Origin of the sequence: Neobacillus sp. DY30, assembly GCF_030123065.1 — a bacterium.
Taxonomy (GTDB): domain Bacteria; phylum Bacillota; class Bacilli; order Bacillales; family Cytobacillaceae; genus Neobacillus.
Map to the genome: position 1 here is coordinate 5,085,270 of NZ_CP126093.1, position 14,096 is coordinate 5,099,365.

At 37.6% G+C, this 14,096-nt stretch carries 20 protein-coding genes; 3 read left to right on the forward strand and 17 right to left on the reverse strand.

All coding sequences use genetic code 11. From position 1 onward, the window contains the following. Positions 1–3: 3 nt before the first annotated feature. Together QNH29_RS25135 and yugI are read right to left on the reverse strand one after the other, a co-directional pair. The gene (locus QNH29_RS25135; RefSeq protein ID WP_283861994.1) at positions 4–1,203 is read right to left on the reverse strand and encodes an ornithine--oxo-acid transaminase; all 1,200 of its coding nucleotides are present in this window, start codon (positions 1,201–1,203) and stop codon (positions 4–6) included. 157 nt (positions 1,204–1,360) lie between these two features. Next, positions 1,361–1,765, reverse strand: coding sequence for a S1 domain-containing post-transcriptional regulator GSP13 (yugI, locus tag QNH29_RS25140; protein WP_283861995.1), 405 nt, complete (start codon positions 1,763–1,765; stop codon positions 1,361–1,363). 205 nt (positions 1,766–1,970) lie between these two features. Here yugI and QNH29_RS25145 point away from each other — a divergent pair, with 205 nt between their 5' ends. Further along, a complete protein-coding gene (locus QNH29_RS25145; RefSeq protein WP_481858756.1) occupies positions 1,971–2,186 on the forward strand; it encodes a helix-turn-helix domain-containing protein in 216 nt (71 codons plus the stop codon). Between the two features lie 177 nt (positions 2,187–2,363). Then, entirely contained in the window at positions 2,364–3,188 is an 825-nt protein-coding gene (locus tag QNH29_RS25150) for an alpha/beta fold hydrolase (protein WP_283861996.1), read from the forward strand. A gap of 28 nt (positions 3,189–3,216) precedes the next feature. Here QNH29_RS25150 and QNH29_RS25155 read toward each other — a convergent pair whose 3' ends face one another. From QNH29_RS25155 to QNH29_RS25180, 6 genes are all read right to left on the reverse strand, one after another. Further along, positions 3,217–3,480, reverse strand: a complete 264-nt coding sequence (locus QNH29_RS25155) for a DUF1871 family protein (protein WP_283861997.1) — start codon at positions 3,478–3,480, stop codon at positions 3,217–3,219. Between the two features lie 47 nt (positions 3,481–3,527). Next, on the reverse strand, positions 3,528–3,905 hold the full coding sequence (locus QNH29_RS25160) for a PH domain-containing protein (RefSeq protein WP_283865740.1): 378 nt from the start codon (positions 3,903–3,905) through the stop codon (positions 3,528–3,530). An 84-nt stretch (positions 3,906–3,989) separates the two neighbouring features. Further along, positions 3,990–5,195: an alanyl-tRNA editing protein gene (locus tag QNH29_RS25165; RefSeq protein ID WP_283861998.1), complete on the reverse strand. Its 1,206-nt coding sequence runs from the start codon at positions 5,193–5,195 to the stop codon at positions 3,990–3,992. Between the two features lie 83 nt (positions 5,196–5,278). Next, complete coding sequence (locus tag QNH29_RS25170) at positions 5,279–5,794, reverse strand: superoxide dismutase family protein (RefSeq protein ID WP_283861999.1); 516 nt, start codon at positions 5,792–5,794, stop codon at positions 5,279–5,281. Between the two features lie 79 nt (positions 5,795–5,873). Further along, positions 5,874–6,089, reverse strand: coding sequence for a hypothetical protein (locus tag QNH29_RS25175; protein WP_283862000.1), 216 nt, complete (start codon positions 6,087–6,089; stop codon positions 5,874–5,876). 90 nt (positions 6,090–6,179) lie between these two features. Next, the gene (locus QNH29_RS25180) at positions 6,180–6,917 is read right to left on the reverse strand and encodes a peptidylprolyl isomerase (RefSeq protein ID WP_283862001.1); all 738 of its coding nucleotides are present in this window, start codon (positions 6,915–6,917) and stop codon (positions 6,180–6,182) included. Positions 6,918–7,021: 104 nt separating this feature from the next. Between QNH29_RS25180 and kapB the strand changes: the two genes are divergently transcribed. Then, the gene (kapB, locus tag QNH29_RS25185; RefSeq protein WP_283862002.1) at positions 7,022–7,402 is read left to right on the forward strand and encodes a kinase-associated lipoprotein KapB; all 381 of its coding nucleotides are present in this window, start codon (positions 7,022–7,024) and stop codon (positions 7,400–7,402) included. 38 nt (positions 7,403–7,440) lie between these two features. Here kapB and kapD read toward each other — a convergent pair whose 3' ends face one another. The 9 genes from kapD to QNH29_RS25230 form a co-directional block, all read right to left on the reverse strand. Further along, positions 7,441–8,061 (reverse strand): 3'-5' exonuclease KapD, encoded by a 621-nt coding sequence (gene kapD, locus QNH29_RS25190; protein WP_283862003.1) that lies wholly within the window; start codon positions 8,059–8,061, stop codon positions 7,441–7,443. 172 nt (positions 8,062–8,233) lie between these two features. Beyond that, the gene (locus QNH29_RS25195) at positions 8,234–8,617 is read right to left on the reverse strand and encodes a hotdog fold thioesterase (protein WP_283862004.1); all 384 of its coding nucleotides are present in this window, start codon (positions 8,615–8,617) and stop codon (positions 8,234–8,236) included. A gap of 113 nt (positions 8,618–8,730) precedes the next feature. Then, complete coding sequence (locus QNH29_RS25200; RefSeq protein WP_283862005.1) at positions 8,731–8,943, reverse strand: hypothetical protein; 213 nt, start codon at positions 8,941–8,943, stop codon at positions 8,731–8,733. Positions 8,944–9,020: 77 nt separating this feature from the next. Continuing rightward, entirely contained in the window at positions 9,021–10,529 is a 1,509-nt protein-coding gene (locus QNH29_RS25205; protein ID WP_283862006.1) for a leucyl aminopeptidase, read from the reverse strand. A 115-nt stretch (positions 10,530–10,644) separates the two neighbouring features. Further along, entirely contained in the window at positions 10,645–11,262 is a 618-nt protein-coding gene (locus QNH29_RS25210) for a 3D domain-containing protein (protein WP_283862007.1), read from the reverse strand. Between the two features lie 132 nt (positions 11,263–11,394). Beyond that, a complete protein-coding gene (locus tag QNH29_RS25215; protein ID WP_283862008.1) occupies positions 11,395–11,718 on the reverse strand; it encodes a YuiB family protein in 324 nt (107 codons plus the stop codon). Between the two features lie 171 nt (positions 11,719–11,889). Continuing rightward, the gene (locus QNH29_RS25220) at positions 11,890–12,015 is read right to left on the reverse strand and encodes a YuiA family protein (protein WP_283862009.1); all 126 of its coding nucleotides are present in this window, start codon (positions 12,013–12,015) and stop codon (positions 11,890–11,892) included. Between the two features lie 156 nt (positions 12,016–12,171). After that, on the reverse strand, positions 12,172–12,663 hold the full coding sequence (locus QNH29_RS25225; protein WP_283862010.1) for an NUDIX domain-containing protein: 492 nt from the start codon (positions 12,661–12,663) through the stop codon (positions 12,172–12,174). 84 nt (positions 12,664–12,747) lie between these two features. Continuing rightward, positions 12,748–13,965, reverse strand: a complete 1,218-nt coding sequence (locus QNH29_RS25230; RefSeq protein ID WP_283862011.1) for an NAD(P)/FAD-dependent oxidoreductase — start codon at positions 13,963–13,965, stop codon at positions 12,748–12,750. Between the last annotated feature and the right edge of the window lie 131 nt (positions 13,966–14,096).

Sequence of the window (14,096 nt, forward strand, 5' to 3'; positions counted from 1 at the left end):
CTATTAACTAAGTACTTTATTAATGCGTTCAATTGCCCAATCTAATTCATCTTTACGAATAATTAGAGGAGGGGCGAAACGAATCACTGTATCATGTGTTTCCTTACATAAAATCCCTTGTTCCTTTAATACTTCACAGTACTTCCGTGCAGGCTCATTTAATTCTACCCCGATAAACAATCCGCGCCCTCTTACTTCCTTAATTCGAGGATTTTGTATCTCTTTTAATTTGCTGATAAAATATTGCCCTAACTCCAATGATTTATCCGAGAGCTTCTCCTCAATCAGTACATCTAAGGCAGCAATTGATACAGCACAGGCTAGTGGATTTCCACCAAAGGTAGAACCGTGCGAACCTGGATTAAATACACCTAAGATATCTTGGTTTGAGACGACGCAGGAAATAGGAAAAACACCACCGCCAAGCGCTTTACCTAGAATATACATATCTGGTTCGATGCCTTCCCACTCGCAGGCAAACATTTTTCCAGTCCTAGCCAAACCAGCCTGAATTTCATCGGCAATAAAAAGAACATTGTTTTGTTTACATAAAGCAAAGGCTTCTTTCATAAAACCTTCAGGAGGAATAACAATACCTGCCTCACCTTGAATAGGCTCAATCAAAAAGGCTGCTGTATTAATTGTAATCGCTGATTTTAGAGCTTCTAAATCTCCATATGGTATCAATTTTATACCTGGAAGCATCGGTCCAAATCCACGTTTATATTCTTCCTCTGACGACAGGGAAACAGCTGTCAGCGTTCTGCCATGGAAATTCCCGGTACAAGCAATAATCTCTGCTTGGTTTTCAGCAACTCCCTTTACATCATACGCCCAGCGGCGTGCTGCCTTAACCGCTGTTTCTACTGCTTCAGCACCGGTATTCATAGGAAGTGCCATCTCTTTTTTTGTCAATTTACAAATTTTTTCATACCAAGGACCCAATTGATCATTATGAAAAGCACGGGAAGTTAACGTTACTTTATCTGCTTGATCTTTTAATGCTTGAATAATTTTTGGGTGCCGATGACCCTGGTTAACTGCTGAATAAGCACTTAACATATCCATATATTTATTGCCTTCAGGATCTTCAACCCATACACCTTCCGCGCGTGAAACTACAATTGGAAGTGGGTGATAGTTATTTGCCCCGTATTTCTCAGTTTGTTCAATCAAACCTTTAGTTTTTTCTTCTGCTGTCATAATACTTTATCCTCCGTTCAAAAGGGAATTATGTACATATCTATTGTAGCCGAGCCTGCCAAAAGAATGAACCATTACCCAAAAAACTTTTTTGATTGATAAATAAAAAAACCTAGTTTCTGCCATAATTAGCATGGAACTAGGTTTTTTATTAATATTATTTCTTGATTAAATCTTCACGCTGTGATTGGTCAATCCATTCTTGAAGCTTGTCTTTTAATGTGTTAAAACCTTGTTGACCCTCAACTTCTGGTACGATTGCAGCAGCTTGGCGCTTACGAGGCTTTTTTGGTTTAGCAGCTGCCTGTTGCACAGGAGCTTCTTCCGTTGCACGAATAGATAAACCAATTTTCCCTGCATTCTCATCGATTGATAATACTTTTACCTTTACTTCATCTCCGACTTTCAAATGGTCGTTAATATCTTTAACATAACCATGTGTAATTTCAGAAATATGCACAAGACCTTGTGTATTTTCATCTAATGCTATGAACGCTCCATAAGGTTGAATTCCTGTAACTTTACCACTTACTACACTTCCAGTTTCGATCTTTTCTGACATGAAAACACTCCTAAGAAATAATTATTTTTTATCTTCTATATACGCAATAAGAAATTATAGCACATTGTATACATATAATCAAAAAAGGTTTTCCTTAAAATATAATGGAAACGGTAACATAATGTTTGAAAACGAATTTTTCAATAAAAAGATTTTTATGATAGAATAAAAAAGAGATAATGTCTAAATTGGAGAGGTGAGCAGTTTGAACACAATTGGCAATACCATTAAAAATTATCGTGAGCATTTGAAAATGACAAAAGAGGAGTTAGCTCAAAAAATAAGAGTAGGAACCCAAACGATTGAGAAGTATGAATCTGGCGAACAAATCCCTAGTACCCAAACTCTTCTTAAATTGTCGACTGTTCTTGATATTCCCGCTTCTGAACTTTTATTAGACCAATTAGACCAACATATTTAAATTTTAAAAAACAATGTATAGAGTATGAAAAAAAAGGAAATCAATATTATATAAGCTTTCTAGTATTCCCCCCTTTTTGAAGTGGACAGCCACATATGGTTAGTCCTCTTTTTTTTTTAAAAATACTGGAAGGATTTATGATTATCACTAACATATCAGCAGAAGGTGGGTTGAGTAGTGGAAGAGAAGGTTTTTTACCGTAATCAGCTAGTCAATGATATAAATATTTATTACGAATTCTATCCGAATCCTAATTCTCACAAGACACTTGTGCTGCTCCATGGATTTCTTTCTTCCACGTTTAGCTATCGAAGGTTAATTCCTTATCTAAACCAAAAATACCAAGTGGTTTCGATTGATCTCCCTCCCTTTGGAAAAAGTGGGAAAAGCAACAAATTTGTTTATTCCTATCATAATCTTGCCCAAACCGTGATTCAGCTGATTGCTGTACTCAATTTGAAAGAAGTTACTCTTATTGGTCACTCCATGGGCGGACAAATTGTCCTCAATATCCTGCATCAAAAGCCCGATATAGCCGAAAATGCGATTCTGCTTTGCAGTTCATCTTATTCAAAACGGTCTAGACTGCCTTTAATCATTGGCAGTTACATTCCCTATTTTCACTTGTATGTAAAGTTTTGGCTCGCTCGTTCAGGTGTGATGAAAAATCTTCAGAATGTAGTGCATGATCATACCATGCTAAATGACGAAATGCTTTTTGGCTATCTACAACCCTTTTTAGAGGATGAAATCTTTTTAGCCTTAACTAGAATGATTCGGGACCATGAAGGTGATTTATCAACTGCGGTACTTAGCAAAATATCAAATCCATGTTTATTAATTTGGGGCGAGTATGACAGAGTAGTCCCTTTATCAGTAGGGAAACGGTTAAAAACCGATTTAAGTACGTCTGAGCTGATTATATTAAAGGAAACTGGCCATTTAGTTCCCGAGGAACGTCCGGAAGATGTCTTCAAGCATATCGACCAATTTTTGGCATAAAAAAAAACGACAGCATGCTGCTGTCGTTTTATATTGAACAGGAAGAGTTTTCCTTTATCGCGAATAGTTGCTTTGCTATTTTTAAGCATTCGTCGATAGGAATCGATTGCTCGAAAGAGAATTCGTATATGCTTTGTATTCTTTTTGCAAGTTTGTCCGGTTGATCTAATTCATGTATGGCCTGTATCGTATCAGCGATTTCGGTATCGTAATGGCCATTTTTTAATTTGAATGGATCCCATTCATTTAATAAGTCTACAAATTGCAGATTGGTTTTCATTTCACTTTCCATTTTATACTCTCCTACACTATTTAGCAGTATTATTTGTCTGTTGATTTCTATTTTAGGACATATTCTGCCAGTACGGTTTGAAGTTCATATATATTCAAGTTTTTGTTAAATTGTTTTTGTAGCGGGAGCGCGTTGCCTGAAATCCAGATTTTCAGTTCTGCATCCAAATCAAAGCTTCCTGCAGTCTCGATGCTAAAATGGGTAATACTTTTATAGGGAATGGAGTGATATTCAACCTTCTTGCCTGTTAACCCCTGCTTATCCACTAGAATCAGCCGTTTATCTGTAAAGATAAATAAATCTCTAATTAATTTATATGCTTTTTCAATTCTTTCATCTTTCGCAAGTATCCTTGCAAATTCCCTTTGTGCTTCTGCTGAGTTTACCTCAGAGGCATTTCCCATCATCCCATCAAAAAATCCCATCATACCCACACCTTTCCTAACCTTTAACTTTATTATACTCATTCATGCTTTCAATAAAAAGCTAGGCCTGACATTGACGCAAGATTAAGATACCCTCTCACTATGGACTAAATCCAATAGGTGCTCGAGCATTTTTTCAGCTGAAACTAATGCTTCCCCTCCGCCTTGTGCAAATGAATTACTTCCTCCACCCTTGCCATTAATGGATAGAAGTGCATTTCCGATAACCTTTTTCATACTTATATTTTCTGCCGGTCCACTTGCGCAAACAAGCTGTAACCTATTTTCATTATGAGAAACCAATAATACGATTGCCTCTTCATCACTTGCTATAATAATTCGGGCTAGCTTTTGCAGTTCTTGAATACTTCTGTTTTTAAAAACATTACCGATAATTTTTTTCTCCCTATTGGCTAACAAGCTTTTTGCTTCAAAGTGCAGGATCGTTTCTAATGATTGTTCTAACTCTTTTTCAGCAGTTTTCCCATTCTCTAACAGTCTAATGACCGCTTGCTGCATATCTTTTTCAGGAGCATTCAGTAATTTGGTTAACTCCATAAGCACCTTATGTTTTTGACTTAGCTGTTTTATCACACGATTTCCGCATACAAATTGTACCCGAGTTTTTCTTTTTTGCCTCTCCCAATCTAATATTTTTATTGCCTGTACTTCCCCAGTGGCACTCGGATGAGTTCCGCCGCAGCCGTTATAATCAAAGTTCGGAATAATCACAAGTCGAATATCCTCTTTTACCTTCGTCTCTTTGCGAAGATTATAATTACCTAATTCCTCTTCTGTTACCCACTTCGTGTCAATCGGCCAATTGTCTACAATGATTTGGTTGGAAAGTTTCTCTACTTGTAGAGCCTCCGATTCCAGAAGGTTCTCAGTGTCTAGATCAATGGTTAGAGTCTCGTTCCCTAAATGAAAGCCCACTGTCTTATAGCCATACAGTTGTTCAAAAGCGGCAGATAGAATATGCTGACCTGCATGCTGTTGCATATGATCAAATCGTCTTTCCCAATCGATAACACCATGAACGGCGGCTGCATTTCCATTATTTAATTCCTTTTCAAGGTAGTGACGAACTTCACCATCTACTTCCTCTACATTTAGGACTTTTATGTTTTCAAGTGTCCCAATATCATGAGGTTGTCCTCCACCTGTTGGGTAAAATGCAGTTTGATCCAACACTATATAGTAATTTCCAGTTTCATCTTTTTTTTGTGCTGTTACTTTTGCTGAAAATGTTTTTATGTAAGGGTCTTGGTAAAATAGTTTAACTCCCATATTTCATTCTCCTAGTTTTTAATAATAAGAAGCCTGTCCCTTCAATTATGAAGAAACAGGCTTCAAACGTCTAATTTTTGCAATCATTTTTCCTTAGAGATTTTACCGCACGCTATGATGCCGCCTGAATCCCCTTCCGGCTGGGACATTCCATCATCTTTTTCTTCATGTATCACAATGGTAGTTCCATCTTTTCTAATAAGCGTTGCCTTACCCTCTTTTAAAGTTACCCTCGGAGCCATTAATTCTGCTTTAACTGTTCCGTCATCCTCAACAATTATATTTGGAAGGTCACCTTCATGTGCACCCTCTGGGTGCAGCAGACCATGCTTTTTATCATCAGGGTTTAAATCCTTCCCGGAGGATTTAAATTCTGGAGTCTTACATTCACCCTTATCATGAATGTGAACAGCATGCTCTCCAGGAGGAATTTTTTTCAAATCAAAAGTCAATTTTATTCCACTAGATACCTCTTGGAATTTAACTGTACCAACAGAATCTCCCTTATCATTTATCATTTTCACATCTAGTTTTGTAATATCCTTTTCCAAGCAGCCCGTGAGTAATAGAAGTGGGATGATGATCCAAACTCGTTTCATAAATATCCCCCTAGATAGACATTTTGTCATAGTATTAGCTTCGGGTGGTAACTTTATGTAAAAAAAAAGAAACAGCGGCTTAATGTTCACTGTTTCCTTGACTATGTTGTTGAGACATTAATTTTTCCTCGAGTTCTTTTGCTTTCATCGCTTCCCGCTTAGAGATTTTGATAATGAACCGCATGGTTAAAAAGGCTCCTATCATAAAAATCAAAAATGTAACCGCAGCTGGACCATATTCCGATTTATCTTCTGGAAAATATAGAAATAACGATAATATAAATGGCTGGATCATCTTTTTTCTCCCTTTCTTTAAAGGAATGTCACTTAAGATTAATTATAGCAATAAAAAGTGTATCCTGCCATTATAGAAAACTCAGGGGTTTTACTTCAATACCTTAATTCCTTTTATAATTACATCTTCTTCTGGTTTGTCCTTAGCGTCTACTGGAGTTTCAGAAATTTTATCAACAATATCCATTCCTTCAACCACTTGTCCGAATACAGTATGACGATGGTCCAGCCAAGGTGTGCCTCCTCTTTCATCGTAAGCCTCAATAATTTCTTTTGGGAAGCCCGCTTTTTCCATTTCCGTTTTCATTGACGGGTCTACCGATTTTTTCGTCACAATAAAAAATTGGCTCCCATTCGTATTGGCCCCTGAATTAGCCATCGATAATGCTCCGCGTATATTAAAAAGATTGGTTGAAAATTCATCCTTAAATGGTGCCCCGTAAATACTTTCTCCGCCAGTTCCGTCACCATTCGGATCGCCGCCTTGAATCATAAAATCATTAATGACCCGGTGAAAAATTAGTCCATCATAATACCCTTCTTCACCATGTGTCACAAAATTTTCCACCGCTTTTGGCGCATATTCAGGGAATAATTTAATTTTAATAGTGCCCATTGTTGTTTCCATTTCAACTAGTTTTTCATTTTCAGATACCTCGTTTGAAAGTTGAGGAAATACTGTATTTGCCACTTGATTGCTCCCTTCCTTTTCCTCCGTTTTTGAAGCATTACTCTTAGGAGCTGCTTCCTCTTTCTCTTTGCTTGTCCCACATCCAGCCAAGATAAGCACACCAATCATTAGAACGAACCAAAATTTCCATATCTTCATCTCTATCATCCCTCCATTTTATTAATTTAACCGATATTTTTGTTTTTTGCACTTCGTTTTTTATATAATAGGATAAATATATAGATGAATGAGGAGTGGTTTTTTTGCCTGAATTGCAGATTGGAGAAATTGTTACAGGGATTTATAAAACAGGGAAATATATTGGGGAAATTACCGAAATTCGTCCGCAGCATTATTTGGTCAGAGTTTTAGCGGTTGTCAAACATCCTATGCAAGGTGATTTACATAATCCAAAAGAAGTGGATGTACTCATTTTCCATGAAAGAAAGGCTCTTTCATACAGGGAACAAACCAATATTCCAAAACAAATGGTCAAGCCTTTCATGGAAGAAGTGCCTGACTATCTCGAGTCATTGAGACAAGCAGTTGAAAAAATGAAAAGCGAATTAACAGAAAATGCTTCTGACTGGGCTGAAATGAGTCTCAAAAGTATTGCCTCCCTAGAAAAGGATTACTTCAAATAAATAATTTAAGGCCAAATCAGATTGAATGATTTGGCCTTTTATGCGAATTCATTTAATAATTTTGAAAAATCAACGCGGTCACCGATTGTAGTTGGTTTTGGCTTTTCTAAATAGCGTTTATCCTTTTCAACCAACCGGAATATATTATAGGTAGTCAACGCATCATCCAGCGCTCTATGATGTCTTCCTGTTCCTTCTTTTCCATACTCCTGAACGGCTTTCCATAAACCTGTCTGGTTTTGGTCTCCAAAGAACCTCTTATACTCCATAGATAAATCTAATTCTGCGGCTTTAAATGGAAATGCAACCCCTGCTTCTAAACAATTATGCTTTAGTACCTTCATATCCATATTTCCCCAAGTGACAATGGTAGTTTCATACTGATTATTGAATTCTCCTAATTTCCGGACGAGTTCATAAAATGAAATTCCCTGGTCAACCTGCTGCTGTGAAATATGTAAGAATGATTTACAGCGTTCAGATAAAATCGGGAATTTTAGTGGTGTTACATAGGATGAGAATTGCTCTGTTATTTGATCATCGACAACTGCCACAAGTCCAACCTCAATAATCTCTGCGTAAAAATCTTTCATCCGGACATTTCGTTCGGGCATTGTAAATTCAAAATCAATAAAGATAGTTTGTCTCTTTTCCTTCATTTTTTCACCACCTTTTTGATCTTTTCTTACTACTATTATATAAAGAAACCTGTACAAAGTATTGTACTGTTTCTCTATATTTCTTATATTATATCACGAAATTGACTCAAATTTTTTAAATATTTTTTCAATTAAATTAAAAAAAGATGGAAATACTCCACCTTTTTTTACTTCATTTTTTTATTTTTATAATCGCAATTGTACATCTTGAAATACATATAAGGCGATCCTTTTCATCTGTAATCTTGATATCCCAAACCATTGTTGTTTTTCCTTGATGTAAGATGGCTCCAACAGCTGTTACCGTCCCTTCTGTAATCGGGCGGACATGGTTAGCGTTAATTTCTAAACCAGCAGCACCTTCTGTTTCTTTATCAACCAATTCATATGCACCAATACTTGCAACTGTTTCTGCAAGGGCCACAGAAGCACCGCCATGCAATAAACCAAATGGCTGGCGGGTTCTTTCATCTACTGGCATGGTTGCAATCACTTTTCCCGGTTCTAACAGCTTTATCTCGATACCTAATGTTTCAATTAATGTGTTTTTTATCATTACTCTCTCCCTTTCAAAACATTTCGTTAGTGTATATATTCTCTTAATACTTTTGGATTTCCTTTTATGTACATGTAAAAGAAAAAAACAGCCGCGAAAGCTGTTTTTTTCTTTTAATAGTAATAAGGTGATCCATATCCAGGGTAGCCATATACTGGCGGAGCATAAACAGGATAGCCATAAAACGGACGAGGATACCCGTAGAATGGGCGAGGGTAAATTAATGCACTTCCTAGTAATCCACCAACTAAACCACCTAAAAATGGCAGCCCAAAGCCGATAAATCTCTGGTCATGTTTAGGATACGAATTTCGATAATAATACATGCAGCCAAACCTCCCTTTCGCAATACTTGCTACACTACTTCATATGCAAAAGGAGAATAGATGGGTTGGGCAAATGGTTATTTTTCCATGGGTTCAAAGCGTTCTACAAATAAAGCCAATGTACGCGTCATTACCCCTGTAGCCCCTGCAGGACCAAGGTCATGTTCTTTTGATGTGGTGGAGGTTCCAGCAATATCCAAATGAACCCAAGGAGTTCCTTCTGTAAATTCACCTATAAAAGCCCCAGCAACAATCGCATGACCTTCACTGCCCGGAGAATTGTTTAAATCCGCAACTTTACTATTTCTAACCCGTTCTTTATCCTTCTCAAACAACGGTAATTGCCAGATCGGTTCTCCGGCTTCCATTGAGGCTTCTAACACTTGTTCATACAACGTTTCGTGATTCGTCATGGCACCGGTGGTATGTAGTCCAAGCGCCGTAATAACCCCGCCTGTTAAGGTTGCCACATCAATCAAATACTCTGCACCATGGTGCTTAGCATAGGTAATAGCGTCTGCTAAAACAAGCCTGCCTTCTGCATCAGTATTTAAGACTTCTATTGTCTTCCCGCTCATAGAGGTAATCACATCATCCGGCTTAAAGGCATTTCCGGAAATCATATTATCTGTTGAAGGTATAACGGCAACAACGTTTTGTTCCGGTTTTATTTCACCGATGATTTCCATAGCGCCTAAAACAGCTGCGGCCCCGCCCATATCCGTTTTCATACCAACAATGCCAGCTTTCGTTTTAATAGAGTAACCGCCTGTATCAAAAGTAATTCCTTTTCCAACCAATCCGATTACATCTTGCCAGTGTTCTTTCCCTTGGTATTTAAGAACAATCATCTTCGGAGGTTCCGTAGAACCTTGGTTAACAGCGAGGAATGCCCCCATTCCCAGTTTTTCAATCTCTTCTTTATCAAGAATTTCAACCTCAAAGTCATATTTAACAGCAAGCTCTCGAGCGTATTCCGCCATATCCTTTGCTGTAAGGAGATTACCAGGAATATTGACAAGTGTACGAGCAGAGTTCGTACCTTTTCCAAACGCATGACCCACTGTAAGCGAGGCTTGAACTTCTTCCTTCTCGATACTTTCACTATAAACAGTAATTTTCTCTATTCTTTTCTCAGGCTCGTTTGTTTTCTGCTTATAGCCGTAGAATTGGTAGGTAGACAGAGAAAACGCTTCACTTACAGCATGTGCTGCTTCATGTCCGCTTACAGACCCAGCCGTAAGGGAGTCCAGCAGAACACCACATTCTTGGAGCTTACTTGCTTTTAATGCTTTATACGCCTTCCCTAACGCCTCACTCAGCCTTTCAAAATTGAAATCCTTCTCTTTTCCAAGGCCGACAAACCAAATTCTTTTTGCTCCAATTTTCCCTAAGCTATGTACTTTGCTAATATTTTTTAACTTTGCTGAAATATCACCTGCTCTGACTAGCTCTCTTAATTGACCCTCAAACTGTTCATCAAGCTTCGCCAGGGTACCTGTAAACTTTTCAGGTTTATCAAATAGTCCAATTATCAATCCTTCGTGGCCGGCCGAAAGGTCAATTTCACTTTTAACATCAAACATGTTTTCCCACCTCCGTTTAAATTACCTGTTCATTGTATCGGAAAAATGGATATATTTCGACTCTCTAAGTATTTTAATAATTAACACAATAAAAATAGCAGGCTTTATGCCTGCACTATTTTCTCTCTGAACCAATAAACTGCTGACGGAACACTTGCATCGATTTTTCTTCGTTTAACGCTTGGAGCTCTGCTTCTGTAAGATTTCCTTTTCCTTGTTCAATGATATATACATCAATTTCCTTTTTCCCCCATTTATTGTAAACATCCTCAACCGTTTCATAATAAAGATCGACTTTATCTCCCTTAATCGCGCCGCCCTTATCCGCTACTACCCCGTAACCATAACCAGGTATAAACAGAATCGTACCAATCGGAAAAACAGTAAGGTCTGCTGCCACAGTTGAATATAAATCTCGTTTCACTTTTACACCTGAATAGGTAATTCCATACTCAGGGTGGCTTTCATTTTTACCTGTTGATTCATAACCTGCTGTATAGCCTGTTGCAATTACTGTTTTTTTCGGATATTTTGACCAATCAAAAGCATCTTCTAGCGCTTTTGGTTTCTCTGAAGTTGCAGCGTTTGAAGCTGCATTGGCTTCAAGTTCTACCATTTGTTTAATAAACAATTTTAGATCAATGCCTGTAATAGATTGAAAAGTCACTAGTATAGCAATCAGGAAAAGAACGGTCATCGCAAAACGCTTTGTCCAATTTTTGATTTCATTCATTAAGATTTTCACTCCTCCCAAAATATTCATTTCCCAACCCGGGAAGAATTATTCAAAAGAAGTAATATCCTAACTATAAAAAAAGCTTTTTACCTAAGTTAAACCGGAAGTGGAGTAACCCAGGGAAAAAGCTTAAAACATTTGATAGCCATTTTTCCTTAACATTTTAATTGTCACACCAGCAGCAATGGCCCCTGCTAACCCGCTCAGTAAGATAAGAATATCTGCTGTTGCCAAAGACCCTACCTTTTGACCAAGTTCTTGAAATGCTATTTTACTATTCGTAATGTATTCGATAAACTTTACGTTATCAACTATAAATATGGCGATAATTGGATAAATAATTGCCATAATCCAGGACATTCTTAAAAGCATGTTTAAAATAAAACCAATTCCAAAAAATAACACAAAGAATAATAAGATGGAAATGATTAACACTACAATACTCATCTGCATGGAAATACCTCCTTTACACATCCATTTATAAGTTTACTGAATGTCCAAAAGGGAGTCAATCTTTACATATTAGAATATCATTACATATTCGAGGCAAAAAGTTCAAAAAAATAGCCTCCCGAAGTTTCTCGTGGAAGCAGCTTTGGTTGACCCTAGAAGCTCGAATTACTATTAGTCCTGTTTTTTCCCAGTGCCCTTACAGCAGGTACATGTTTCAGAACCTCCAAGCAGTAATTGAAAATATCCTGTCCCTGAACAATAATCACATGTTTTAGTATCTAAAGTAGTCGTATTCATTCAAATCAGCTCCTTGAATTATTATTTAAATTTTCTGATAATATATCAAGAAACCGAAAGAAAGAAAAGGACGAAAATTAACCAAAATCGGCTGAGAAAACGGATACATCGTAAATTTACTTTCACTTTCTAGGCGTAACTTAAATTATCAAAAAATTAAAAAAATAATTTATAGGCACTATACTTAAATTGTTCTCCAGGGTTTAATCCATCGTAACCTGGCCTGGAAGTCGTTATGTTTTGATTAATCAGGTAGTGCAGCATAATCGACGCATCTTTTTCTAGTAGAAGGTCTTTAGGTGCAACAAATCTTGCTTCGTAAAGTTCATTCTCCTGATGTTGGATCTTTCCTTCATCTAATGGTTCAAGTAAAAACACAAGCAAATTATCACTTATTTCGTCTGAAATAACACCTGTTCTAAGCCCTACCAACCCATTGACAACACAATCTATACCGGTTTCTTCCTTTACCTCTCTAACTACTGCTTCATCTGCCGTTTCTCCTTCGTCTACAAAACCTGCGGGAAGTGACCATTTTCCCTTTAGGCCGCCGTAACGCTTTTTAACAACCAGCCAATGCCCTTCAGAAGACTTGACCAGCCCGGCAACTGCTAACCAAACCTTTCCCCGTTTCTCTTTATTGCTCATAAAACCCCCCCCTTAACACCCCTATTTACTTTATATAGTAACAAAAAAGGACAGAATTCTCTGCCCTTTTTAAAAATTTTATATTTAAAATACGTTAAATTTACCTTTTTTCAGTACCAATCCAGCTCCGCCAATCATGTAGAGTGAACGGTTGTCGACTACTTTTTTCATAAAGGATGCCTTAGCACCGGTAACTTTTTTACCGAACACAACACCAATGGCATCGTCATGACCTAGAGAACAAACGGTTCCTTTATTATCAAACGTAAAAGTTTCAAGATCCTGTTTGTTTCGAACCAATGCAGCGATGTTGCGGGCAACTACTTCCCCCTGCTGCATTGCAATTTGAGCAGTTGGAGGATAAGGACGGTTGATCTCTTCATTGATCACAAGTGAACTGTCACCGATGATAAACACATCATCAAATCCTGGAACACGAAGGTCTGGCTGAACTTTTACACGGCCTCTCATTGCTTCAAAACCTGATTTTTCAATAACTGAATTCCCGCGAACCCCAGCAGCCCAAACAACGGTGCCTGCTTTGATTTCTCTCGGTTCCTCTTCACCCTTCGCTACAATGATTCCTTCAGGTGTACATTCTTTAATGGCAGTTCCAATTAAGAATTCTACCCCTTTACGCTCTAATTGTGATACGGCGTAGTTAACTAATTCAGGGTCAAAACCTGGCAGAACAGTTGGTGCTGCTTCTACACAAATGATTTTTACTTTATGAGAATCTACATCATATTCGTGACATAGTTCTGGTACACGATTGGTTAATTCACCTAAGAATTCAATACCGGTAAAGCCTGCTCCGCCCACAACGATGACCAAACGATCGTCGTTCTTTTCTTCTTCCATACTATAAGTGGCAAATTGATACTCAATATGCTCACGCAATTGACGAGATGAATTTACATTGGTAATCCCAAATGCAAATTCCTTTAAACCCTTAATTCCAAAGGTTTCAGGTTCTCCGCCAAGAGCAATAACCAGATAATCATACTCAACTTCGCCCTTTTCTAAGATTACCTTTTTCTCTTCTTTCTTGATTTCAACTACTGTGTCCTGTACAAAATCAACTTTACTTCTATCAATCACATCACGAATGTCATAACGGACACGGTCATGATGAAGTGTGCCTGCTGAAGCCTCATGCAGCCATGTAGTTTCATAATGATAGTCATTTTTATTAATTAGAACAATATCCGCTTCATTAACACCAACAAGCTTTTGCAACCTTACAGTTGTCATCAGCCCGCCATACCCCGCACCAACAATAACAATTTTTGGCTTTCTCAAAGTGATCACTTCCACCTTTTTTATTTTGTTAATATACTTGTTCTTATCTTCCTCAGCTTGTTACATTTTTATTTTTGTTCAGAGGAAAAAAGTTTGTGATATACTTCACGTATAGCGACACAAAAAGTTCC

Coding starts and splice junctions, on each gene's coding strand:
- kapD (WP_283862003.1), bottom strand. CDS start 8,061: ATGAAGGAAAAGAGACAAACTATCTTTATTGATTTTGAATTTACAATG.
- QNH29_RS25160 (WP_283865740.1), bottom strand. CDS start 3,905: ATGGGATTTTTTGATGGGATGATGGGAAATGCCTCTGAGGTAAACTCA.
- yugI (WP_283861995.1), bottom strand. CDS start 1,765: ATGTCAGAAAAGATCGAAACTGGAAGTGTAGTAAGTGGTAAAGTTACA.
- QNH29_RS25175 (WP_283862000.1), bottom strand. CDS start 6,089: ATGATCCAGCCATTTATATTATCGTTATTTCTATATTTTCCAGAAGAT.
- QNH29_RS25155 (WP_283861997.1), bottom strand. CDS start 3,480: ATGGAAAGTGAAATGAAAACCAATCTGCAATTTGTAGACTTATTAAAT.
- QNH29_RS25135 (WP_283861994.1), bottom strand. CDS start 1,203: ATGACAGCAGAAGAAAAAACTAAAGGTTTGATTGAACAAACTGAGAAA.
- QNH29_RS25205 (WP_283862006.1), bottom strand. CDS start 10,529: ATGTTTGATGTTAAAAGTGAAATTGACCTTTCGGCCGGCCACGAAGGA.
- QNH29_RS25210 (WP_283862007.1), bottom strand. CDS start 11,262: ATGAATGAAATCAAAAATTGGACAAAGCGTTTTGCGATGACCGTTCTT.
- QNH29_RS25165 (WP_283861998.1), bottom strand. CDS start 5,195: ATGGGAGTTAAACTATTTTACCAAGACCCTTACATAAAAACATTTTCA.
- QNH29_RS25170 (WP_283861999.1), bottom strand. CDS start 5,794: ATGAAACGAGTTTGGATCATCATCCCACTTCTATTACTCACGGGCTGC.
- QNH29_RS25180 (WP_283862001.1), bottom strand. CDS start 6,917: ATGAAGATATGGAAATTTTGGTTCGTTCTAATGATTGGTGTGCTTATC.
- QNH29_RS25215 (WP_283862008.1), bottom strand. CDS start 11,718: ATGCAGATGAGTATTGTAGTGTTAATCATTTCCATCTTATTATTCTTT.
- QNH29_RS25220 (WP_283862009.1), bottom strand. CDS start 12,015: ATGAATACGACTACTTTAGATACTAAAACATGTGATTATTGTTCAGGG.
- QNH29_RS25195 (WP_283862004.1), bottom strand. CDS start 8,617: ATGATAAAAAACACATTAATTGAAACATTAGGTATCGAGATAAAGCTG.
- QNH29_RS25200 (WP_283862005.1), bottom strand. CDS start 8,943: ATGTATTATTATCGAAATTCGTATCCTAAACATGACCAGAGATTTATC.
- QNH29_RS25225 (WP_283862010.1), bottom strand. CDS start 12,663: ATGAGCAATAAAGAGAAACGGGGAAAGGTTTGGTTAGCAGTTGCCGGG.